Genomic DNA, 21205 nt, shown 5'->3' on the forward strand with positions numbered 1-21205 from the left:
GCCGCGCCCATTCGCTACAATGGGCGGACATGCCTGGTATGACCCGCCCTACCCTGACGCGCCAGCTTCTTACGCCCCGCCACTGGCCGGCGTGGCTCGGCGTCGGCTTCATCTGGCTTATCGCCCACCTGCCCTTCCGCTGGCTGATGCGTCTCGGACGCATGGCGGGCCGCCTGGCCCTGCACCTGAACCCCGAACGGCGGCGCATCGCCGCGACCAACATCGCCCTCTGCTTTCCGGAGCTGGATCCGGCGGCACAGAAGGCGCTGGTTCGGGCCAATCTGTGCGACGTCGGCATGATGCTGGCCGAATTCGCACTGGGCTGGATGGGCTCGGATCGCGCGATCGCGAAGGTCCCCGTCACGGTCGACGGGCTCGAACACCTGGAAGCCGCACGCGCCGCCGGCCGTGGCGTGCTCCTGGTCGGCGGACATTTCTCGCACCTCGAACTGAGCGCGCGCCTCGTCTCCTCACGCATCCGCATCGCGGGCATGTACCGCCGCATGGATTCGGAGGTGTTCGAATTCGCGGTGCTGCGCTCGCGCCTGCACTACGCGGATGCGATGTTCGACAAGGACGATATCCGCGGTACCGTGCGCTATCTGAAGGCCGGCGGCACGCTCTGGTACGCGCCCGACCAGGACATGCGCAGCAAGGACAACGTCTTCGTGCCGTTCTTCGGCGTGCCTGCCGCGACCATCACGGCCACGCATCACCTGGCGCGCCTCTCCAACGCGCTGGTGATTCCGTTCTATCACCGGCGCCTGCCGGGAGACGCGGGCTACGCCATGCGCCTCGGCGCGCCGCTTGAGGATTTTCCCAGCGACGATGCCGCGCGCGATACCGAGCGGGTGAATGCACAGATCGAGCAGATGGCGCGTGAGGCGCCTGAGCAATACCTGTGGGTGCATAAGCGGTTCAAGACGCGGCCGCCGGGTGAGCCGAAGATTTATTAGGTGGTAGCGATGGGTGGTGCGGCATCTTTGCTTCGTTGGCTTTTCGCGAACAGGGTTCGCTCCTACAGGTGCGCGGTGGGGCCAGACGGATAGCTGCCCTGGATGCTTCTTTCATGGGAGTTTCTCCCACCTTTCTTGCGGTATACGCTGACGAAATGCCGAACCTTTCGTCATAAACAACGAAAGCTTCGCGAAAAAACACGCGCGTAGAACGTCCGTCGTCACTCCTCAAGACGGACCTTCCCATGCAGTCGATCTTTCGTTTCGCGCGCTCGTTGCGCGGCCGCAGCGCGTGGCACCGCAAGCGGTCGCACGTGGTCAATGCGGTACTCAACTATGTCGGCCGCAGTGTGGCGCACTGGCGGGAGCACGACACATGGCTGGCCTTCCTGGAGACACCGCCGATGGCCGGCGTCTCGTCGATCGACACCATCCTCACCGAGCGCTACCAGCACCGCTATATCAGCAAGGCCTGGAATCGCGAGCGCCGGCTGAAGGTGCTGCGCGAGCATTACGAATTCGCCCTTGCCCGGTTCCCCCGGACGCTGTTCCACGTGCTGTACCGCGAGCGCCAGGTCTTGCTTGGCAAGGTGCTCCTGCGTAACGGTGAGGCTCTCTCGCTGATGCTCAAGGCGCCGTTCCGACGCGCCCGCGAGGGCGAGATGACGCTCTCGCTGGTCGATCACCAGGGCATGCAGATCTCCTATGCGGCGTTCTCCTTCGTCGACGGCGGCAAGGCCATCGCCATCGGCTGCCTGCAGGGTGCGCCCAACCACGCCGGCCTGGAAGCCGTGCGCGAGCTCACGCGGCAGTGCCATGGCCTGCGTCCTAAAAACCTCCTGCTGTCACTGATCCGTTCGCTCGCGGAGGCTTTCGAGGTGGAACGCGTCCTCGGGATATCGAATGAGGCTCACGTCTTCGCGGGCATCGCCGACAAGGTAAAGGCCGACTACAACGGCTTCTGGCGCGAGTCCGGTGGACAGGAGACCAGCGAGGGCTTCTACGCCATGGCCCCTCACGAGCCCGTGCGTTGCGAAACCGAGGTCGAAAGCAAGCGCCGCAGTGAGTTCCGTCGGCGCGAAGCGCTGCGTCACGAAGCCTGCGATCTAGTCCTCAGGGCGTTCGGATTCGAACGCGCCGTGGTCCTGCCGCTGGCCGCCTGATACGCGGCGCTCGTACAGCTTGGCGTACTTCAGAAACGCATAGAAGGCGTGTACCCGGGCGGCGATGAAACCCGCCCAGCCGCCCCGCCAGTGACCGCGCCAGAAGTAGTACCGGGCAAAAGCGATGGCGGGATAGACCACCATACGCAGACGAAGCATCCGCGGCTCGCGCGTCTGCCGGTCGCGCACCTGCAACGTCGAGTAACGGTTGGCCTTGTCGACCCGCCCGTCGATATCGCGCTCTCCATAGTGGTCGATGATGGCATCGAGGCGCCGCACCGGCCCGCGCACCAGGACACTCTCGTGTACTTCGTGACCGCTCATGCCGGCGTGTGTGCGGTCGAACAGACGCACGTAGTGATTCAGGCGCGCGCGACCGGGCTGCCAGCGCCAGAACACCCATTCGCGACGAAGCATCTCGAAACCTGCGACGTCGGGCGTGACGAGCGCCGCCCTCACCCGCTCGGCGGCGATGGCGGGCAGCGCCTCGTCCGAGTCCAACAGCAATACCCAGCGGTGGATGGCGAGGTCGATCGCCGCCTGCTTCTGTGCGCTGTACCCGGCGAACGGCTGAATGCTGACCCGTGCCCCATGCGACGCGGCAATGTCGCGCGTCTCATCGGTCGATCCGGAATCCAGCACGACGATGTCGTCGGCAAAACGGACGGAAGCGAGACAGGCGCCGATCGTCGCCGCGCTGTTGAACGTGGTCACGACGACCGACAGCGGTTCACGCTCCACGGGACGGTTCCAGGTCCGGCAGATCGACGAGCAGCGCCGCGCACCACACGGCGAACAGCCACGCGGTGAGCAGACCCCACCATGCCGAATAGAAGGCCATGTGCGTGTTCAGCGGGAAGAAGATCGCAAACAGCGCCACGCTGGCGGGGAATGCACGCTCGCGCGCCACGGGACCCGCTTTCCACCACACGCGGACGGCCAGCACGGTAGCCGCCAGCCACGCGAGGAGGCCGAGCGTTCCGGTCTCGGTGGCGGCCTCGAGCACGACCTGATGAGGATGGCAGGCACCCTCCCCATCGCCGCATTTCTCGATGGTCAGGAAGTGGTCTCCGGGCGACGCGACCGATGGATAGGCCACGCGGAAGCCGCGGACGCCCACGCCGTTGATGGGATGCGCCGCATAGAGGCGCAGTGACGTCGTCCAGATATCGAGACGCCCGGTCAGCGCGGCGTCCAGGCCCGCGCTGGTACCGGTGAGGGCGGGCAAGGTATGCGCCACCCGGTCGCGGAATCGCGGCGATACCTGCCATGCCAGTGCGCCGACCAGAAGCACGACCGCGCCCATGCCCAGACAGGCCACGGCGAAGCGACGGAACGTACCCGCCTCACGCCAGAGGAACGCCAGGGCCACGAGTGCGTAGCAGATCCACGAGGCGCGCGAACCGGAAAGCAGCACCGGCCCGAGCGCCAGCAGGAACGTCAGGATCAGGCCCCGGCGTCCCCAGCGCTCGCGCCCGGCCCAGAGAAGGAACGGCGCCAGCGCGGACACCGCGGGACCGAGCTTCAGGTTGGTCGCACCGAAGATGCCGGACAGGCGCGCCGGATCGGAGGCGCCCGCGAGGCCATAACCGGTCAGCGCCTGCACCCAGGCATCGGCGACCCAGAGCGCGACGACCGCTGCGGTGGCGAACCACATGGCACGCACCTTCCCTGGCCGGCGCATGGCGAAACACGTGTACACACCCAGCGGAGCGAACCGGAGGATGCCCGCCAGCGTGCCCCAGCTCTTCCCGGGCGCGACGGCGTCGACGACGGAGACGAGCGCGGCACCCGCGTAGGCGGCGAATAACCAGAGAAACAGGCGCGCACCGGGATGATGACGAATCGCCGTCGGCTCGCGCACGACGAGCAGTATCGAGCCGACCAGTGCGAGAAACACGCCGACCTCGGCACTGCGCCCCAGCGGCAGCAACGCGGGCACCAGCCAGATCGGCAGGAGCGGCGAGGCAAGCCCCGCTTTCAGCAGCGCACCGGGCCCGCGCGAGCTCACGCGGCCGGGGTGCCTTCGACCAGCTCGGCGTACAAGGCGAGCGTGGCCGACTGCATGTCGACGAGGCGGTAGCTGCGCGGCGGCGGAATCGGCGGAGCGAAACGCAGGAGTTCGGCGGCGCGCTCGACCAGGCGTTCGCGATCGCCCAGCGGCACGCGGCCCGCGGGATAGAGCTCGGCCAGAAGTTCGCCGACGCCACCGTGCGCGTAACCCATGACGGGGCGGCACAAGGCCAGCGCCTCGACCACCGTACGGCCGAACGACTCCGGCCGCACCGACAGCTGCAGGACGAGATCGGACAGGGCGTAGACGTCGCGCACGTCCGATCGCGCCGGCGAGATCACCACACGGTCGTCGAGGCCGCGCGCATGAATGAGCTGACGCAGCTCGGCGACATACGCCTCTCGCCCCGGTTCGTCCGCGCCGAGCAGCAGCAGACGCGCATCGATGGCGCGCTGTTGAAGGTCCGCGATCAGTTCGATCGCGTCGGCATGACCTTTCAGGCGGGTGCCACGGCCCGGCAGGGTCAGCAGGGGCGCGCCGGCCAGTTGCGGGTATTGCTCGAAGAACGCCCGCTGCCAGCTGTCGTCGGGACGGTAACCGTAGGGAAACGCCTCGGTGTCGATGCCACGCGGCACCACGGCGATCCGCGCGGTCTCGATATCGTCGGGGTAGTGGCGGAGCACGTAGTCACGCAGGGTCTGCGAGACCACGATGACCCGCTCCCCTCGGAGCAGGATCGCGCTGTAGCGACCCGGACTGTTCAGCCCGTGAACGGTCGTGACGAAGTGCGGACGGGGCTTGACCCCACGCATCGCCCACCAGCCGATCCATGCCGGCAGCCGCGACCGGGCGTGCACGATGTCGGGCTTCAGTTCGCGCAGGATGCGGCGCAGCTTGCCTACCGTGAACAGGGTGCCCAGGGATTTGCGACCGATGGGCAGGGCGATGTGCTCGCTGCCTTCGGCCTCCAGCTGCGCCACCAGGCGTCCGCCCGCCGACACCACTACCGACCGGTGCCCCGCAGCCACCAGCGCCCGCGCGATTTCCAGGGTCGAGCGCTCGGCCCCGCCCGAATGGAGCGAGGGGATCAGCTGTACGACGGTCATCGTCCGGTGCGGGGAGACGGTGGCCATGGGTGGTTCCGGTGAGTGTGATGACGCAGACGAAGCACGAAACGTGCCCGCAGGGGGCCGTTCAGTCTTTCAGGACGTACGTCGCGCCACAGTACATGCACTTTGAGGTGCCACCGTCGTCTTCGATGGACAGGTAGACCCGGGGGTGCGAGTTCCACAGATACATCCCCGGCATCGGGCAGGACAGCGGCAGGTCGGCGCGCGTCACTTCGTAACGGTTTTCGGCGTTTGCCGGGATCAGCGGCGCTGCCGCGGGATTGGGTCGCATGGGGAAACTCCGGGCAAAACGGTAAACCGAGGCCTGCGATGGTAACAAAAAAGAAAACCCGCGCCGTTGCCGGCGCGGGTTTTTCACGGCCGTGAAAGCCGGGACGATTACTTCTTGTCAGCCGAGGCGTCGTGGCCTTCGGTCGTGATGCGGATCTTGATGTCGTCCGACACGTTCGGGACGTAGGCACCGACGCCGAAGTCCGAGCGCTTGATGGTGGCGGTGGCGTCGAAGCCGATCGACTGCACCTTCATCATCGGGTGCGGGCCAACCTTGTTCAGGGTGGCGTCGAGGGTGACCGGCTTGGTCACACCGTGGACGGTGAGGTCACCGGTGACCTTGAGCTTGTCCTTGCCGGCCGAGACCACCTTGGTGCTCTTGAAGGTGATGTTCGGGAACTTGGCGGCATCGAGGAAATCCGCCGACTTCAGGTGCTCGTCGAGCTTGGGCACGAAGGTGTCCAGACCGGACAGCGGCAGGGTCACCTCGACGGTGGCCTTGGTCGGGGCGGCTTCGTCGTAGACGAGGGTGCCGTCGACCTGATTGAGATTGGCGGTCGGATTCGAGAAGCCGAAGTGATTCCAGCTGAACAGGACCATGGTGTGGGTCGGGTCGAGCTTGTAGGTCACCGGGGCGGCGGCGGCGGTGCCGGCGGTGGCGAGCAGGCCGGCGAGGGCAACGTAACGGAGGGCGCGCATGGTGTTTCTCCAGCAGTGAGGTGGGTACGGCGTGTGACGGCGGGACCGGAGGGTCACCGCGGGAAAGAGGTCAGGCGATCTGGGCGGCTTCGTCGAAGTCCAGACGCGGCAGGCGGCCGAACAGGTTCTTGTCCGGATCGCCGTAACCGATGTTGATGAGAAAATTGGACTTGACCTGGCTGCCGGCGAAGAACTCGGCATCCACGCCCGCCTGATCGAATCCGGACATCGGACCGCAGTCGAGCCCCAGCGCGCGGGCCGCCATGATCAGGTAGGCGCCCTGCAGCGAACCGTTGCGCGAGCCGGAGGACTGGATCAGGTCTTCGTTGCCGACGAACCAGCTGCGTGCGTCCGCATGCGGGAACAGCTTGGGCAGGTGCTCGTAGAACGCGAAGTCGGTCGCGACGATGGCCGTAACCGGAGCCGACATGGTCTTCTCGGCGTTGTTCTCGGCCAGGTACGGCTTCAGACGCGCCTTGGCGTCCTGCGACTTGATGAAGATGACGCGCATCGGCGAGGAGTTGGCGGCGGTGGGGCCGAACTTCGCCAGCTCGTACAACCGGTGGATCTGCTCGTCGGTCACTTCCTTCGGCAGCCAGGCGTTGTAGGTGCGGGCGGTGAGGAAGAGCTGGTCAAGCGATGCATCGGACAACGGAGCGCTCATGGATATCCTTGTACAGTGATGGAACGCCGGAGGCCCGGCATCCCGACAGTGTAAGCGTCGCGACGCCCTGTGTGGACCGGTCGGACAAGGAACGAACTGTGCCGAATTCGACAACAATCACCGATCGTGACCTGTGCTGGGTCGTGACCGACGGCGCGGCCGGCAATCGCCGCCAGGCGCTGGCACTGGCCGAAGCTCTCACGCCGTCGATCCGCGAGATCACCATCGATCTACGCGCCCCCTGGTCGTGGGCGGCCCCGCGCCTGCTGCCGGGCGCGCGTCTGGCGCTTGGGCGTGCCAACCAGAACCTGCTGCCGCCATGGCCCTCGCTGGTCATCGGCTGCGGACGCACGGCCGCCTGGGCGACGCGGCAGATCCGCCGCTGGTCGGCAGGCCGCACGCTGTCGGTGCAGTTGCTCGATCCCCGGCTGGATCCGAGACACTGGGACCTGGTGATCGCGCCGAAGCACGATGAGCTGACCGGCGACAACGTGCTCCGTCCGATCGGGTCGCTGCATCCCATCGATGACGCCTGGCTCGCCGACGGGCGCGAGGCGTTTGCCGGCCTGGCCGACCTACCCGGCCCGCGTCTGGGGGTGCTGGTCGGCGGCGACCGGCGTGGCGCGCCGCTCGACGGCAAGGCGGCCGATGCCTTCGTCTCCGCCGTTCGCCGGCGACTTGCGACGGATGGCGGCTCGGTCATGGTCGCCGCCTCGCGACGCACGCCGCCTGCGCTCCTGCCGGTGCTTCGCGACGCCTTCGCCGACTGGCCGGGCGTGATCTGGACGGGCAGCGCCGACGGCCCCAATCCGTATCCCGGCATCCTGGCGTGGGCCGACCGTCTCGTGGTCACACCCGACTCGGTCAATATGTTGTGCGAGGCCTGCGCCACCGGGGCGCCGGTGCATACCGTCGTGACGGCGCCGCTGGATGCGAAGCTGGGGCGGTTTCATGCAGAGCTGCGAGCGGCGGGACGGCTGCATGACATCGATGCGGTGACACCGGAGCGGCAGGCGCCGCTCCGGGAAACGGCGACGATCGCGGACGAAGTGCGCAAGCACCTCGGCCTGTCCGCACCCCCGGCCTGACCGGTTTTCGTCCTAGGGCCTGGGATTCAGCCGCGCCCGGAACCCTGCCTTCAGCTCGTCCGACATCGGCGCGGCGGCGAGTATCGCGTCGAGCTTCGCCACCCGGTTGCGGAAGGCCGCCACTTCGTCCCTGAACCGGTCGGGATGGTAGTCGATCAGCAGGTCCGCCTGCGCCGCCGCCGAAAGCTCGTCGGGGATACCGCCGAAGTCCTCCCAGTGCCCCTTCAGCCAGGCCACCGCATCGCGCACATCGCGCATCTGTCCGACCAGACCGTCGACATCGGGTGCATCGGTGGGCCACGTCACGTCGACCACCTGCGGATGGGCGAAGTCGTGCTCCGGCAGCGTCACATGCAGCGTCAGGTCGCGTCCGGTGAGCCGCCAGGTGCCGGGCTTGTCGTCATCCGCCCGCGGAAGCGCCACGCCGTCCACCGTCACCTTCGATGGCATCGCGACGGCGACGAAGGCCACGGACCACGTCCGTGACGTCGGCATGCCGGGATACGTACCGTCGCGCGCCGCGATTTTCAGGCGTACGCCCTGCTTCGTCCGCTCGGTCGCCAGAGCCGTGCGAGCGAACGCCGTGCCCCGGTAGGCTTCGTCGTCGCCCGCGTCTTCGTACAGCGTGGCCGACTGATTGCCGCCCGGGTAGACGAGCAAGGTCCGCGCACCCGTGTCGTGGGACACGCTCACCGTCGTATTCGTATTGGTCGGCACGATGGCGCCGGCACGCGCAAAGACCGGTACCTCATCGAGTCGGTAACGGCCCGCGAGCGCACGCTCACCATGCAACGAGCGACCGCGGGTCGTGTCGAACCAGTCGCCTCTCGGCAACCAGGTCTCCTGGCTGGCGAAACCGTCGCTGCCCGCGGCGGCCGTTACCGGATCCACCAGCAGGTCGTCGCCGAACATGTATTCGGCGCCGCTCGCGTAGGACCGGTCGTCTTCCGGCCACGCGTAGTACAGCGGCCTGACCAGCGACACGCCCGTGTCGAACGCCTTCCGACCCATCGTGTAGGTGTACGGCAGCAAGCGGTAACGTGTCAGCACCGTGTCGCGCAAGGCGTCGAATTCCGCAGGCGCGAACCGCCAGGGCTCCTTGCGCAGGTTCGGGTTCTTCGTGGTGTGTGTGCGCATGATCGGGCTGTACGCACCGAACTGCATCCAGCGCACGTAGAGTTCCGGATCGACCCGGCGCGTCTTCGGATCGCTTTCGTCGCGGAAGGTGTGACCGCCGAGGTCGTGGCTCCAGTAGCCATAAAGCACGTTGGACGCGGTCGACGTGAAGCGCGGCTGGAACGCCAGCGAACCCCACGAGATGATCGAGTCGCCCGAGAAGCCGATCTGGTAGCGGTGGTTCCCCAGTCCGCCCCAGCGGTGATAGATCAGCGCACGCTTGTCGCTGGTCTGCTGCATGTGGGTGAAGAACACATGGTTGAGCCACCAGGTGTTGCTCAGTCCCGGCATAGCTTTCGATTCGCGCCATTGCTGCCAGTCCAGCCACCAGAAGCTCACGCCCATCGCCTGCAGGGGATCGAGCACCGTGCTGAAGAGTGCCGACATGTAGCTCGCGTCCGCGGCTTCGAAAGGCAGCGGATGGGCGCGGTCGGCCTTCATCGCATCCATGAATCGGCCGTACGCATCCTCGTGGGGAAGCATGCCCGAGGCGGGGTGCAGGTTCAGCGTGATCCTCAGGCCCTGGTCGCCAAGCCAGCGGAGCAGCCGTTGCGGATCGGGAAACAGGCTTCGGTTCCAGGAGAAGCCCGTCCAGCCCGGCGTCTGGCCCGCGATGTCCCGTTTGTCCGAACCGGAGGCGAGACCTGGCGTCGTGTGCCAGTCCATATCGATCACGAGAACATCCAGCGGAATGCCGTACCGCGCGAAGTCCGCCGCCACGTCGCGGATCTCACTGTCACTGTAATTCCAGTAACGCGACCACCAGTAACCAAAGGCATAGCGCGGCGGCAACGGCTCGCGGCCGGCGATTTTCGTGAAATCACCCAGCGCGGCGACGTAGTCGTGGCCGTAGCCGAAGAACGTCCAGTCGGTGCATGCCTGGCAGGCGCGACGGTGCACCCACGGCAGCTTCTCATCGCCAAAGACGAAGCTTCCCGTGTCGTCGACGACGTGCCAGCCGTCGCGTGAGAGCAAGCCGTCGCCGAGATCCAGCGGCGTGTTGTCGGACGCATGACGGTCGCCATCGACCTGATCGAGCGTGCGCGCCGTACCGCCGAGATTTCGTGTTTCCTTCAGGCCGGGGTGCCAGGCGATGGCCGGCTTGAGCTGCTTCGATTCGACCGTCAGGTTGTCGGCACCGAACGGGCCGGAACCCTCTTTGTAGCGCAGCGTCAGCAAGTCGGTGCGAATGACGAGCCAGCCCTTTTCATGGGAGACCTTCGCGGGAACGTCGCCTGCGTTACCGCGTGTCGCGAAGACCAGCGAAGGCGCGTCCTCGAACTGTTTCGAGGACGAATATTCCATGCGAATGACGCGGGGCGTCAGGACCGTGAAGCGAGCCTCGCCGCTGGTGACGGGATCGGCGTGCGCCGATGACGATGCGACGGCGACAACAAACGTCGCGAACGCGACGGCAGCCCGGATCACTCTCATGCACCCTGCCTCCCCTTAAAGGAAGCTCCGACTCTAGCATGAGTCCGTCAGGCGTCGACGTAACGCGCCGCGTCGCCGACCCAGCGTGCGATGAGCCTCTCACAACGCGCGGGATGATCTTTCATCATGGCTTCGGCGACCCGCTGCACTTCGGGCATGAGATGACCGTCACGGGTGAGGTCGGCTATGCGGAACTGCAGCTGGCCCGTCTGACGCGTGCCCAGTACTTCACCGGGGCCACGCAGTTCCAGATCCTTTTCGGCGATGCGAAACCCGTCGTTGGTCTCACGCATCACCTGTAGTCGCTCTTTCGCCAGACGCGACAGCGGTGTCTGATAGAGCAGCACGCAATTGGATGCGATGGCGCCACGACCCACGCGCCCGCGCAGCTGATGCAGCTGGGCGAGACCGAGGCGCTCACTGTTCTCGATGACCATGAGGCTGGCGTTGGGCACGTCGACGCCCACCTCGATGACGGTGGTGGCGACCAGCACGGCAAGTTCGCCGGCCTTGAACGCATCCATCACCGCCTGTTTCTCCTTCGGCTTCATGCGTCCATGAATCAGGCCCACGGCCAGATCGGGAAGGCCGGTCGTCAGCTCCGCGTGCGCCACCTCGGCGGCTTGCGCGTTCAGCTGCTCGGACTCTTCGATCAACGTGCAGACCCAGTAGACCTGCCTGCCCTGCATGCAGGCCGCATGGATGCGCTCCATGACCTCGTAGCGACGCTCGTTCGAGATCGCGACGGTCTGCACCGGCGTGCGTCCGGGTGGTAGTTCGTCGATGGACGAGACGTCGAGATCGGCGTACGCGCTCATCGCCAGCGTGCGCGGGATCGGTGTGGCGGTAAGTACGAGCTGGTGCGGAATGAGCGAGCCCTCGGCGCCCTTGTCGCGCAGAGCGAGCCGCTGATGCACACCGAAGCGGTGCTGCTCGTCGACGATCACCAGGCCGAGTTTCCTGAACGCGACGCCTTCCTGCATGAGTGCGTGCGTGCCGACCACGACATGGGCGTGGCCCTCCGCCGCGCGTGACAGCGCGCTCTTGCGCGCCTTGCCCTGCACCTTGCCGGCCATCCATTCCACTTCGAGACCGAGGGGCTCGAGCCATGCACGGAAGTTACGAAGATGCTGCTCGGCAAGCAGTTCGGTCGGCGCCATCAGGGCGACCTGGTAACCGCTCTCGACGGCGGCGACCGCGGCCAGCGCGGCAACGACCGTCTTACCGCTGCCGACATCGCCCTGCACGAGTCGCAGCATGGGATGGGCACGCGACAGGTCGCGTGCGACTTCCTTCGACACGCGCGTCTGCGCGCGGGTCAGCGCGAACGGAAGCGCGGCGAGCAGACGATCCTTCAGTGTGCCCGCGCTTTTCAGCGCGGGCGCCTTGCGTTCTTTCACCGCCGCACGCATGCGGCGCAACGTCAGGTGCTGGGTCAGCAACTCCTCGAAGGCGAGCCGCTGTTGCGCCGGATGCCGCCCTTCCTCCAGCTGCCGCAGATCGACATCCGTGGGGGGGCGATGCACGTAGGACAGCGCGTCGCGCAGCGACGTCAGCCCCGCCGGCCGGCCGATTTCCTCGGGAATCAACTCCAGACGATCGTCGGTCGGCAGGTGCGCCAGCGCACGGGCGATGACGCTGGCGAGGCGACGCGGCCCGAGTCCTTCCGTCGTCGGATACACCGGGGTCAGCCGCTCGTCCATGAGGACGGGTTCGTCGGTCTCGATGCGCTGGTACTGCGGATGGACGATCTCCAGCCCTTGCGGGCCCTGGCGCACTTCACCGAAGCACAGCAGGCGCGCGCCTTTCGGCAGCTGATCGACCTGCGACTTGCGAAAGTGGAAGAAGCGCAGCAACAACGGACGACCGGAGTCGTCGCCGATGATCACCTTGAGTTGCGGACGAAAGCGAAAGCCGCGCTCGACATGTTCGACGACACCCTCGACCTGGGCGCGATCGCCCGGGCGCAGATCGGCGATCGGCACGACCGTGGTGCGGTCCTCGTAACGCAAAGGCAGATGGAACCAGAGGTCCTGCACTTCGCGAAGGCCGAGCTTGCGCAAGGTCTCGGCAAGCGCCGGCCCGACGCCGCCGAGCGATGTCAGCGGCGCACGCCCGGGGTCCGCCACCGGAACGGCAGCGGTGATCGGCGTTGCGCGACGGGCCACGGGAATGACGGCGCCCTTACGGCAGGACGAGGATCGCGTCGACTTCGACCGTTGCCGCCTTGGGCAGTGCCGAGACCTGGATGGTCGAGCGCGCCGGGTACGGCTGCTGGAAATATTCGGCCATCACGGCGTTCACCGCGGCGAAGTCGCCCAGATCGGTGACGTAGATGCCCACACGGACGATGTCGGCCAGCTTGCCGCCCGCGGCTTCCGCCACCGCGACCAGGTTGTCGAAGACGCGACGCGTCTGCACGGTGATGTCGCCCTCGACGAGATTTCCGGTGGCCGGGTCGAGCGGAATCTGCCCTGAGAAATACACCGTGTTGCCGGCGCGCACGGCCTGCGAGTATGGGCCGATGGCCGACGGAGCCTTATCGGTGGCGATGGTGCTGCGGGTCATGGATACATCCTCGATGAATTCACAGCAGTCTATCTACGCCGCGCCACGCTAGCTACCTGAAGCGACGTGCAGGAGCACGCCCCGTGCGAATGCTCACCCACGGTGAACCCATCGCGCGCAGGGCGCGGTCCTACAGGGGGTGGCGGTATACGCCGCTGACTACACCCGTGCGCCTGACCCGGCGCATGACGTCGGCAAGATGCTTGCGCCCCTTGACCTCGATGGCGAAGAGCAGCGTGGCCGCCGTGCTGTCGCGCTCGATGTATTCGACGTTCTCGATGTTCGAGCTGGCGTCGGCGATGGCCGCGGCCACCGTGGCGAGGACGCCGGGGCGGTTGAGCACCTCGATGCGCAGTTCGGCACGGTAGTCGCCCGACACGTCGCGATCCCACTCGATGGCCACGATGCGCTCGGGCGTCTTGCGGAACTCCGGCACGTTCGGGCATTCCACCCGGTGCACGACGATACCCTTGCCCGAGGAAAGGAATCCGATGATTTCGTCGCCCGGCAACGGATGACAGCAATTGCCGAAGCTGAGCACGCCGCGCTCGGCGCCGCTGATGCGGATCTTCTCCGCGCTGTGCTGCTGCTCAGACGACGCCGACGGCTCGCCCTTGCCCGGCCCGAGCAGAGCGACCAGCTGCGTGGCGACCTGGTCGGCAAACCGGTTACCCAGCGCGATCTCGGACAGGAGTTCTTCCAGGCGTTTGAGCTTGGCGTCTTCGAGGAAGCGATCCAGCGTAGCGGCCGGCACCGAGTCGAGGCTCATGCCGCGCGCGTCGAGCGCGCGATCCAGCATGCGGTGACCGAAGTCCACGGCATCCTCGTGCTGCAGATGCTTGAGGTACTGACGAATGGCGGTGCGCGCCTTGCCCGTGACCACCGCTTCCAGCCATGCGGGGTTGGGCACCGCCGACGGCGCCGTGATGATCTCGACCTGCTGGCCGGAAATCAGGCGCGTGCGCAGCGGCACGAGTTTCTTGTCCACACGCGCCGCGACGGCATGATCGCCCACGTCCGTATGCACGGCGTAAGCGAAATCCAGCGCGGTCGCGTTTCGCGGCAGCGAGAAAATCTCGCCGCGCGGGGTAAACAGGTAGACCTCGTCCGGGAACAGGTCGATCTTGACGTTTTCCAGGAACTCGGACGCTGAGGGGGTGTTGGCCTGGCTGTCCGCCAGCGCGGACAGCCACTCACGTGCACGCGCCTGGGCACTGTTGGCGGGACCGGAATCGGACTTGTATGCCCAGTGGGCCGCCACGCCGCGCTCCGCGACCGATTCCATCTCCGAGGTACGGATCTGGATCTCGATCGGCGCCCCGAAGGGCCCGAGCAGCACGGTGTGCAACGACTGGTAGCCGTTGCCTTTGGGAATGGCGATGAAGTCCTTGAAGCGACCGTCGACCGGCTTGTACAGCCCATGCACGGCGCCCAGCGCCATGTAGCAGTGCATGGCGTTATCGGTGATGACGCGGAAGCCGTAGACGTCCATCAGCTGCGCAAACGACTTGTGGTCGCCGCGCATCTTGGAATAGATGCTCCATGCCGACTTGATCCGGCTGACCGCACGACCGGGAATCTTCTCGGCGGCAAGCCGACCTTCGAGGGCCATCTCGATCTTGGCCATCGCTTCGCGACGGTTACCGAGCGCAGCGCGGATGCGCTCGCCGATGATGCGGTGGCGATCCGGGTAGAGCGCCTTGAAGCCGAGGTCCTGCAGTTCGGCCTTGAACTTGTTCATGCCGAGGCGCTGGGCGATCGGCGCGTAGATCTCGAGCGTTTCGCGCGCGATACGACGGCGCGAGGTCGCGTCCTTGGCGCCCAGCGTACGCATGTTGTGCAGGCGGTCGGACAGCTTGATCAGGATGACCCGCAGGTCGCGCGCCATGGCCAGGAGCATCTTGCGGAAGCTTTCCGCATCGGCTTCCTGGCGACTGGAAAAGCGCATCTTGTCGAGCTTGGTGACGCCGTCGACCAGCTCCGCCACGGTCTCGCCGAATTCGCCGGCGAGCTCTTCGCGGGCAAGCCGGGTGTCTTCGAGGGTGTCGTGCAGGATCGCGGCGATGATGGTCTCGGCGTCGAGACCCAGCTCCGCCAGGACGTGGGCCACGGCCACGGGGTGCGTGATGTACGGCTCACCCGACTTTCGCGTCTGGCCCTCGTGCGCGGCGGCGCCGATGAGAAACGCGCGGCGGATGCGCATGACCTGGTCGTGCGGCAGGTAAGCGCCCACGCGCTCTTCCAGCGCCTGCACATAGGGAGGCACCGGGCCATCATCGACCACGTCGGTCAGTTTTTTGGCGGGAATGACTTCCATGGGAGAACCTTACACCGTCAGCCGGTGCAGCCTCCCGCGCGCGGCGTCAGCAGCCGCGCGTCAACGTGCGCAACGTTCAGATGAGTGCTGGGCCGACAGCGACCCGGCATCATCAATCATCCCCACCCTTCGAGAGGTCGTCGTCCACTTCCGTGGCGGCCCACTCGAGGGCTTCGCGCTCGGCGCGCTCGCGGGCGGCGCGGTCGATCTCGTCGATCATTTCGTCGTTGACGCGACGATCGGCGATTTCACGCAGGGCGAGCACGGTCGGCTTGTCGTTGCCCGGATCGAGCGTGGGTTCGGCACCCTTGGACAGCTGGCGGGCGCGCTTGGTCGCCATGAGCACGAGCTCAAAGCGGTTGTCGACTACCTCGAGGCAGTCTTCGACAGTAATACGGGCCATTTCAAATCCTTGACAATAAAGACACTTCTGACTGTGCAGTTTAGCGGTCAGCCCCGTTGGCTGGCAATGAGGTGAGGGGTATCATGTGCGGTTCTGACCAGGACGGACGGGCATTAGTGCAAATAATAAAACCAGGCGGTACACTATCCTATCGCCCCACCCCCAAAGTCACTCCGATGCGCCCCATGAACCTCCCCCGGATCGTCCGTAACGCCGTCGGCCTGGCCGCGCTGGCGCTGTTGGCCGCGTGCCACATCGCCCCGCCGCGAAACGACGATCCGAACGAAAAGTTCAACCGGAAGGTCTACGCCTTCAACGACAAGCTGGACAAGGCCATCATCCGGCCGGTGGCTGTCGGCTATCGTAAGATCACCACCCCGCCGGTGCGGACGGCCGTCAGCGACTTCTATACGAACATCCGGCTGCCGATCACCATCGGCAACCAGCTGCTCCAGGCTCGTCCGAAGCAGGCGGTCATTACGACCGGCCGCTTCGTGGTCAACCTGACCATCGGCTTCCTGGGCTTCAAGGATCCGGCCAGCATGCTCGGCATGCCGCTGTACGACAGCGATTTCGGCGTGACCCTGGCCCGCTGGGGCGTCCCCGAGGGCGACTACCTGGTCGTGCCGTTCGTCGGTCCGAGCACGGTGCGCGACATCTGGCGTCTGCCGGTCGACAGTTACTTCTTCGATCCGCTGAGCTACCTGTCGCGTAACCACGACTTCAAGGCCGGCCAGTACTACGCCCCGTCGGTCCTCTATCTCATTACCCTGCGCGCCCGCGCCATCGACGCGGAAAGCTTCCTGGCCTCGGCCTACGATCCCTACGTGTTCCTGCGCGACGCTTACCGCCAGCAGCGCCTGAGCCAGATCTACGACGGCAACCCGCCGGCGGAAGCGATCGAACAGCTGCAGGGCCTCGACCAGGACAAGGACTTCGATCCCGAGAAGCTCCTGGACGAACAGCACAAGTGGGAAAACCAGAACGGGCAGCAGCCCAACTGATGAAAAGGGCCCCTCGGGGCCCTTTTTTTGTGCCTGGACCCTTATGGATCGGGCGCGCCCAGCAACGAAAAAGGCCCCGAAGGGCCTGTCTCAGCTCGACATAACCACGACATCACAACAACTCGTCGACGCCCGAAACCCGCGCCAGCGCCTGCAGCCCCTCGGGGACACGAGCGACCTTGATGGCCCTGCGCTGGGCCCGCGCATGCGCCAGCAACGCCAGCACCGTGGCCAGCCCGGCGCTGTCGGCGTGCGACAGGCCGCCGAGATCCAGCACTGTCTGCTTGCCGCGGTCCAGCTCGGCGCGGGCCGAGTGGAGGGCGTCGGCGGCCGTGGCGAACGTAAGATCACCGGACACCGCGAGGGTGTCCGGCGCCGGGGTCGTCAGCGAGAACGACGCGTCGCTCACTTGTTCGCGCCGCCCGTGTCCTGCTTCATTTCCTCGATCGCGCCGGCACCCTTCTGCTCCAGGTCGGCGGTCAGCTTGTCGAGACCTTCCTTCTTGATCTCGGCATCCACCTGATTGCGATAGTTGGTGATGTACGAGATACCTTCGATGACAACGTCGTAGGCCTTCCAGTCGCCGGTGGTCTTGCTCTGGCGGAACACGTAGTTGACCGAGACGGTCTTGCCGTCGTCGAGCACGACCTGGGTCTGGACCAGGGTGCGCGACTTGTTCAGGTCGCCGTTGAACGGCAGCACCTTGACCCGGCCGCGCGTGTAGTTGAGCAGGCCCTCGGCGTAACGGTGGGTGATCGAGTTATAGAACGCCTTGGCGAAACGCTCGCGCTGCTGCGGCGAGGCTTCCTTGGCGTGCTGACCCAGCACCAGGATCGACGCGTAATCGATATCGAAATGCGGCAGGAAGGTGTCGTCGATGACGGCGATCAGCTTTTCCTTATCGTTCTTGAGCTCGGCCTGGTGCCCTTCGATGGCCTTGGCCAGGTCGTCGGAAATGGTCTGGACGACCTGCTGGGGACCCTGCTGCTGGCCGGCCGACGCCGGAGCGGCATCCTGGGCGAGCACGGGGGCGGCCACGACCGTACCGATGGCAAGGGCGATGGCGAGGGAAATCTGACGCAGCATGCGATATCTCCTGAGCCGGCCTTACTTCTTGCCGGCGTTGTCGGGTTGGTTGCCGCCCGGGGCGGAACCGTTCTTGTTGTCGCTCGGCGAACCGTTCACGAGGAACTTGCCGATCAGATCTTCCAGCTGCAGCGCCGACTGCGTGAGCACCAGCTCATCGCCGTCAGCCAGGTATTCCGGCGAGCCGCCGGGCTGGATCGCAACATACTGGCTACCGATCAAACCGCTTGTGAACACCGCGGCGGCCGAGTCGTCAGGTATCTGGGAGTAACGCTTGTCGATCGCAAGGGTCACGGTCGCTTCCGACGAACCGGGCTTGACCACCACCGATTCGACGCTGCCGATCGGCACACCGGCCAGCTTGACCGCGGCACCGGGCTGCAGGCCGCCGATGTTGGTGAAGTTGCCCGTCACGTGGAAGGTGCCACCCAGACGGTCGGGGGCGCTGCCGCCGCCGAAGAACTTGCCGATCATCTCTTCCAGCTGCTGAGCCGGACGGGTGAAGGCGAGCTCACCGCCCGCCTTGACCGGCGTCTTCGACTGGCCGAACTGCAGGCCGACGTACTGGTCGCCGAGCAGGCCGCTGGTGTAGATCGTGGCCACGGAGTCATCGGGAATGTCCTTGTGGCTGTCGTCGATCGACAGGGTCACCTTCGCCTCTTCCTTGCCCGGAACCAGGTCGATCGCGTCGACCGAGCCGACACGCACGCCGGCAACCTTCACCGGGGCGCGGACCTTGAGCTGTCCGACATTGACGAAGCGCGTGGTCACCTCATAGGCGGAACCGCGATGCGAATTGGCCACCGACGTGGTCTGCGTGGCGAGGTAGGCCAACGCGGCGAAACCGAGCACGATGAACAGGCCGGTGCCGACGGCATAGGAAGGTCTCTGGCTCACGGCACGATCCTCGAATGGGAGATAGGGAAAAGAAGGGTCATGGCGGGTCTCCGGTGCCTCAGATCAGGAACGAGGTGAGGACGAAGTCCAGCGCCAGGATGGCGATGGACGAAGCGACCACCGTGCGCGTCGTCGCGTATGCGACGCCCTCGCTGGTGGGCGGCGTGGTGTAGCCCTGGAACACCGCGATCAGCGAGACCACGATGCCGAAGGCAAACGATTTGAGCAGGACCCCGTCGATGATGTCCTTGTGGACGTCGACCGACGCGGTCATGTTCGACCAGAAGGTGCCGTTGTCGATGCCCAGCCAGGTCACGCCGACCAGATGGCCGCCGAACACACCCATGGCGCAGAACACGACGGCCAGCAGCGGCAGCGCGACCACGCCGGCGAGGAAACGCGGCGCCACCACATAGGCGACCGGATCCACCGCCATCATTTCCATGGCGTCGAGCTGATCGGTCGCGCGCATCAGGCCGATCTCGGCGGTCACCGAGGTGCCGGCGCGGCCGGCGAAGAGCAACGCGGTGACGACGGGACCGAGCTCGCGGTAGATCGCGATGGCGACGACCGTACCGGTGGCCGAGGTGCCTCCGAAGATCGACAGCACGTCGTACAGCTGCAGGCCGAGCACCATGCCGACGAACAGACCGCAGGTCATCACGATCGTCAGGCTCATCGCGCCGACGAACCAGATCTGCCGCAGCGTCTCACTGAAGTAGCGGAAGCTGCGCGGCACCGCACCGAGGATATTGATGAGGAACAGGCCACACGCGCCGATCTGCGCGAGGCTGCGGATGACGACATTGTCGTCCCGGGTGGTCATGCCTTGCCTCCGGGGAAACCGAGCGCGGTGGCGTAATCGCCCGCGGGATACTGGAAAGGAACGGGACCGTCGATCTCACCGCCGAAGAACTGCGCCGTCCACGGCGAGCCATCGGTGGCCAGACTGGCGGGATCACCCTGCGCCACGACCTTGCCGTTGGCGATCAGGTAGACGTGGTCGGCCACCTTCTGCACGGCGGCGAGCTCGTGCGCGACGAGCACGCTGGTGATACCGAGCGTCTGGTTGAGCGTGCGAATCAGCAGCAGCACCTGATTCAGCGCGATCGGATCGAGGCCGACGAAGGGCTCGTCGTAGAGGATCAGCGCCGGATCGAACACGATGGCCCGGGCCAGCGCCACGCGACGGGCCATGCCGCCGGATAGCTCCGTCGGCTCGAGCTTCGCCGCACCGCGCAGGCCCACCGCCTCGAGCTTGTTCAGCACGATGTTGCGGATGAGTTCCTCGGGCAGCTTCGTGTGCTGGCGCAGCGGAAAAGCCACGTTCTCGAAGACGTCGAAGTCCGTGAGCAGCGCGGAATTCTGGAAGAGATAACCGATGCGTTCGCGCAGCTCGAACAGCTTCTCGCGCGACAACGAGGGAACGTTGTTGCCATCGACCTCGACCGTACCGGCATCGCCACGCATCTGCCCGGTGATGTGTTTGAGCAGGGTGGTCTTGCCGGTACCGCTGGGCCCCATGATGGCGGTGACCTTGCCACGCGGAATATCGAGATCCAGGGAATCGAAAATCGTCTTGCCGTTGAGTACGGTCGTCAGTCCGCGAATGCGGACGATGGCGTCGTCGGTCATGGGGCCAGCAGCTCCTCGATCAGCGTTTCGTGGCGGCGCGCCGACATGGGCGTGCGCTGGCGGACGGCGCGGACGATCGCCTGAAGGTCCGCCAGGGCGTCCTCGAAGCGATCGTTGACGATGATGTAGTCGAACTCGTGCGCATGAGCGATCTCCTCGCGCGAGTTGAACAGGCGGCGTTCAATCACCTCGGGCGCGTCCGAACCTCGACCGCGCAGGCGGCGTTCGAGTTCCGTGCGGGACGGAGGAAGGATGAAAACTGACACGCAATCGGGCTTGCCCTTACGCACCTGACGCGCGCCCTGCCAATCGATCTCGAGCAGGACGTCAGAGCCGACCTTCAGCTTCTCCTCGACCACGGTGCGCGAGGTGCCGTAGAGGTTGCCATGGACTTCGGCGTGCTCGAGGAAGATGCCCTCGGCGATCTCGTTCTCGAAGTCCGGACGCTCCACGAAGAAATAATGGCGGCCGTACTGCTCACCCACGCGCGGCGGGCGCGTCGTGTGCGAAATCGACAGGGAGATATCCGGCTCGCGCTCGAGCAGCGCGTTGACCAGCGTGGATTTACCCGCACCCGAAGGCGCGGCCACCACGAACAGGGTGCCTTCGATCATCCGCGGGCTTCTCGTAGGGGGTTCATGGACATTCCCTGCCGGGCAAAACGCAATTGTAGCGAAATTCTGCACGGACCCGGCTTTCGC

Annotated in this window: 21 protein-coding genes; 4 read left to right on the forward strand and 17 right to left on the reverse strand. The window is 66.0% G+C overall.

The annotated features are described in order from the left end of the window. Positions 1-38 precede the first annotated feature (38 nt). Together lpxL and J2X57_RS14175 are read left to right on the forward strand one after the other, a co-directional pair. On the forward strand, positions 39-956 hold the full coding sequence (gene lpxL / locus J2X57_RS14170) for an LpxL/LpxP family Kdo(2)-lipid IV(A) lauroyl/palmitoleoyl acyltransferase (protein ID WP_036116199.1): 918 nt from the start codon (positions 39-41) through the stop codon (positions 954-956). Between the two features lie 245 nt (positions 957-1201). Next, entirely contained in the window at positions 1202-2119 is a 918-nt protein-coding gene (locus tag J2X57_RS14175) for a DUF535 family protein (protein WP_043692056.1), read from the forward strand. Here the strand turns inward: J2X57_RS14175 and J2X57_RS14180 are convergent. The 6 genes from J2X57_RS14180 to J2X57_RS14205 all read right to left on the reverse strand — a co-directional run bounded on the left by J2X57_RS14180 (position 2063) and on the right by J2X57_RS14205 (position 6896). Then, entirely contained in the window at positions 2063-2860 is a 798-nt protein-coding gene (locus J2X57_RS14180; RefSeq protein WP_309868140.1) for a glycosyltransferase family 2 protein, read from the reverse strand. The two genes, J2X57_RS14175 and J2X57_RS14180, sit on opposite strands and share 57 nt — an antisense overlap. Further along, on the reverse strand, positions 2850-4130 hold the full coding sequence (locus J2X57_RS14185; RefSeq protein ID WP_051944024.1) for an O-antigen ligase family protein: 1281 nt from the start codon (positions 4128-4130) through the stop codon (positions 2850-2852). Before J2X57_RS14185 ends, J2X57_RS14180 begins: the two co-directional genes overlap by 11 nt. Then, positions 4127-5266 (reverse strand): glycosyltransferase, encoded by a 1140-nt coding sequence (locus J2X57_RS14190; protein WP_036116201.1) that lies wholly within the window; start codon positions 5264-5266, stop codon positions 4127-4129. Before J2X57_RS14190 ends, J2X57_RS14185 begins: the two co-directional genes overlap by 4 nt. 61 nt (positions 5267-5327) lie before the next feature. After that, positions 5328-5534 carry a zinc-finger domain-containing protein gene (locus J2X57_RS14195; RefSeq protein WP_036116202.1) on the reverse strand — a complete coding sequence of 69 codons (207 nt, stop codon included), beginning with the start codon at positions 5532-5534 and terminating at the stop codon, positions 5328-5330. Between the two features lie 107 nt (positions 5535-5641). Next, positions 5642-6232: a YceI family protein gene (locus J2X57_RS14200; protein WP_036116203.1), complete on the reverse strand. Its 591-nt coding sequence runs from the start codon at positions 6230-6232 to the stop codon at positions 5642-5644. Between the two features lie 70 nt (positions 6233-6302). Next, complete coding sequence (locus J2X57_RS14205) at positions 6303-6896, reverse strand: malonic semialdehyde reductase (RefSeq protein WP_036116204.1); 594 nt, start codon at positions 6894-6896, stop codon at positions 6303-6305. A 98-nt stretch (positions 6897-6994) separates the two neighbouring features. Here J2X57_RS14205 and J2X57_RS14210 point away from each other — a divergent pair, with 98 nt between their 5' ends. After that, positions 6995-7984, forward strand: a complete 990-nt coding sequence (locus J2X57_RS14210; RefSeq protein ID WP_309868144.1) for a mitochondrial fission ELM1 family protein — start codon at positions 6995-6997, stop codon at positions 7982-7984. Positions 7985-7996: 12 nt separating this feature from the next. Here the strand turns inward: J2X57_RS14210 and J2X57_RS14215 are convergent, their stop codons facing one another. The 5 genes from J2X57_RS14215 to rpoZ all read right to left on the reverse strand — a co-directional run bounded on the left by J2X57_RS14215 (position 7997) and on the right by rpoZ (position 15882). Further along, positions 7997-10594 (reverse strand): TIM-barrel domain-containing protein, encoded by a 2598-nt coding sequence (locus J2X57_RS14215; protein ID WP_309868146.1) that lies wholly within the window; start codon positions 10592-10594, stop codon positions 7997-7999. A gap of 47 nt (positions 10595-10641) precedes the next feature. After that, complete coding sequence (gene recG, locus J2X57_RS14220) at positions 10642-12741, reverse strand: ATP-dependent DNA helicase RecG (RefSeq protein WP_309868428.1); 2100 nt, start codon at positions 12739-12741, stop codon at positions 10642-10644. A gap of 37 nt (positions 12742-12778) precedes the next feature. Then, complete coding sequence (locus tag J2X57_RS14225) at positions 12779-13162, reverse strand: RidA family protein (RefSeq protein ID WP_036116206.1); 384 nt, start codon at positions 13160-13162, stop codon at positions 12779-12781. A gap of 130 nt (positions 13163-13292) precedes the next feature. Beyond that, positions 13293-15479, reverse strand: coding sequence for a bifunctional (p)ppGpp synthetase/guanosine-3',5'-bis(diphosphate) 3'-pyrophosphohydrolase (locus J2X57_RS14230; RefSeq protein ID WP_051944027.1), 2187 nt, complete (start codon positions 15477-15479; stop codon positions 13293-13295). A 112-nt stretch (positions 15480-15591) separates the two neighbouring features. Further along, positions 15592-15882: a DNA-directed RNA polymerase subunit omega gene (gene rpoZ / locus J2X57_RS14235; RefSeq protein ID WP_036116209.1), complete on the reverse strand. Its 291-nt coding sequence runs from the start codon at positions 15880-15882 to the stop codon at positions 15592-15594. 185 nt (positions 15883-16067) lie between these two features. Between rpoZ and J2X57_RS14240 the strand changes: the two genes are divergently transcribed. Then, complete coding sequence (locus J2X57_RS14240) at positions 16068-16886, forward strand: VacJ family lipoprotein (protein ID WP_036116210.1); 819 nt, start codon at positions 16068-16070, stop codon at positions 16884-16886. Positions 16887-16998: 112 nt separating this feature from the next. Here J2X57_RS14240 and J2X57_RS14245 read toward each other — a convergent pair whose 3' ends face one another. From J2X57_RS14245 to gmk, 6 genes are read right to left on the reverse strand one after another with little or no spacing between them, the layout of a single operon-like run. Next, the gene (locus tag J2X57_RS14245) at positions 16999-17295 is read right to left on the reverse strand and encodes an STAS domain-containing protein (RefSeq protein ID WP_043692053.1); all 297 of its coding nucleotides are present in this window, start codon (positions 17293-17295) and stop codon (positions 16999-17001) included. Beyond that, positions 17292-17972: an ABC transporter substrate-binding protein gene (locus J2X57_RS14250; protein WP_036116214.1), complete on the reverse strand. Its 681-nt coding sequence runs from the start codon at positions 17970-17972 to the stop codon at positions 17292-17294. The genes J2X57_RS14245 and J2X57_RS14250 overlap by 4 nt, the downstream gene beginning before the upstream one ends. 21 nt (positions 17973-17993) lie before the next feature. After that, a complete protein-coding gene (gene mlaD / locus J2X57_RS14255) occupies positions 17994-18869 on the reverse strand; it encodes an outer membrane lipid asymmetry maintenance protein MlaD (protein ID WP_036116215.1) in 876 nt (291 codons plus the stop codon). 58 nt (positions 18870-18927) lie between these two features. Continuing rightward, on the reverse strand, positions 18928-19695 hold the full coding sequence (gene mlaE, locus J2X57_RS14260; RefSeq protein ID WP_036116216.1) for a lipid asymmetry maintenance ABC transporter permease subunit MlaE: 768 nt from the start codon (positions 19693-19695) through the stop codon (positions 18928-18930). Further along, positions 19692-20504 carry an ATP-binding cassette domain-containing protein gene (locus tag J2X57_RS14265; RefSeq protein WP_036116217.1) on the reverse strand — a complete coding sequence of 271 codons (813 nt, stop codon included), beginning with the start codon at positions 20502-20504 and terminating at the stop codon, positions 19692-19694. Before J2X57_RS14265 ends, mlaE begins: the two co-directional genes overlap by 4 nt. After that, on the reverse strand, positions 20501-21118 hold the full coding sequence (gene gmk, locus J2X57_RS14270) for a guanylate kinase (RefSeq protein ID WP_036116218.1): 618 nt from the start codon (positions 21116-21118) through the stop codon (positions 20501-20503). The genes J2X57_RS14265 and gmk overlap by 4 nt, the downstream gene beginning before the upstream one ends. Positions 21119-21205 lie beyond the last annotated feature (87 nt).

Origin of the sequence: Luteibacter sp. 1214, from assembly GCF_031455395.1 — a bacterium.
Lineage (GTDB): Bacteria > Pseudomonadota > Gammaproteobacteria > Xanthomonadales > Rhodanobacteraceae > Luteibacter > Luteibacter mycovicinus.

Excerpts from the sequence above, each read along its gene's own strand:
- J2X57_RS14265 (WP_036116217.1), bottom strand. The coding sequence starts at position 20,504 with ATGACCGACGACGCCATCGTCCGCATTCGCGGACTGACGACCGTACTC.
- J2X57_RS14190 (WP_036116201.1), bottom strand. The coding sequence starts at position 5,266 with ATGGCCACCGTCTCCCCGCACCGGACGATGACCGTCGTACAGCTGATC.
- J2X57_RS14230 (WP_051944027.1), bottom strand. The coding sequence starts at position 15,479 with ATGGAAGTCATTCCCGCCAAAAAACTGACCGACGTGGTCGATGATGGC.
- J2X57_RS14175 (WP_043692056.1), top strand. The coding sequence starts at position 1,202 with ATGCAGTCGATCTTTCGTTTCGCGCGCTCGTTGCGCGGCCGCAGCGCG.
- J2X57_RS14240 (WP_036116210.1), top strand. The coding sequence starts at position 16,068 with ATGAACCTCCCCCGGATCGTCCGTAACGCCGTCGGCCTGGCCGCGCTG.
- J2X57_RS14195 (WP_036116202.1), bottom strand. The coding sequence starts at position 5,534 with ATGCGACCCAATCCCGCGGCAGCGCCGCTGATCCCGGCAAACGCCGAA.
- lpxL (WP_036116199.1), top strand. The coding sequence starts at position 39 with ATGACCCGCCCTACCCTGACGCGCCAGCTTCTTACGCCCCGCCACTGG.
- J2X57_RS14205 (WP_036116204.1), bottom strand. The coding sequence starts at position 6,896 with ATGAGCGCTCCGTTGTCCGATGCATCGCTTGACCAGCTCTTCCTCACC.
- J2X57_RS14250 (WP_036116214.1), bottom strand. The coding sequence starts at position 17,972 with ATGCTGCGTCAGATTTCCCTCGCCATCGCCCTTGCCATCGGTACGGTC.
- rpoZ (WP_036116209.1), bottom strand. The coding sequence starts at position 15,882 with ATGGCCCGTATTACTGTCGAAGACTGCCTCGAGGTAGTCGACAACCGC.
- mlaE (WP_036116216.1), bottom strand. The coding sequence starts at position 19,695 with ATGACCACCCGGGACGACAATGTCGTCATCCGCAGCCTCGCGCAGATC.
- J2X57_RS14215 (WP_309868146.1), bottom strand. The coding sequence starts at position 10,594 with ATGAGAGTGATCCGGGCTGCCGTCGCGTTCGCGACGTTTGTTGTCGCC.
- gmk (WP_036116218.1), bottom strand. The coding sequence starts at position 21,118 with ATGATCGAAGGCACCCTGTTCGTGGTGGCCGCGCCTTCGGGTGCGGGT.
- J2X57_RS14200 (WP_036116203.1), bottom strand. The coding sequence starts at position 6,232 with ATGCGCGCCCTCCGTTACGTTGCCCTCGCCGGCCTGCTCGCCACCGCC.
- J2X57_RS14225 (WP_036116206.1), bottom strand. The coding sequence starts at position 13,162 with ATGACCCGCAGCACCATCGCCACCGATAAGGCTCCGTCGGCCATCGGC.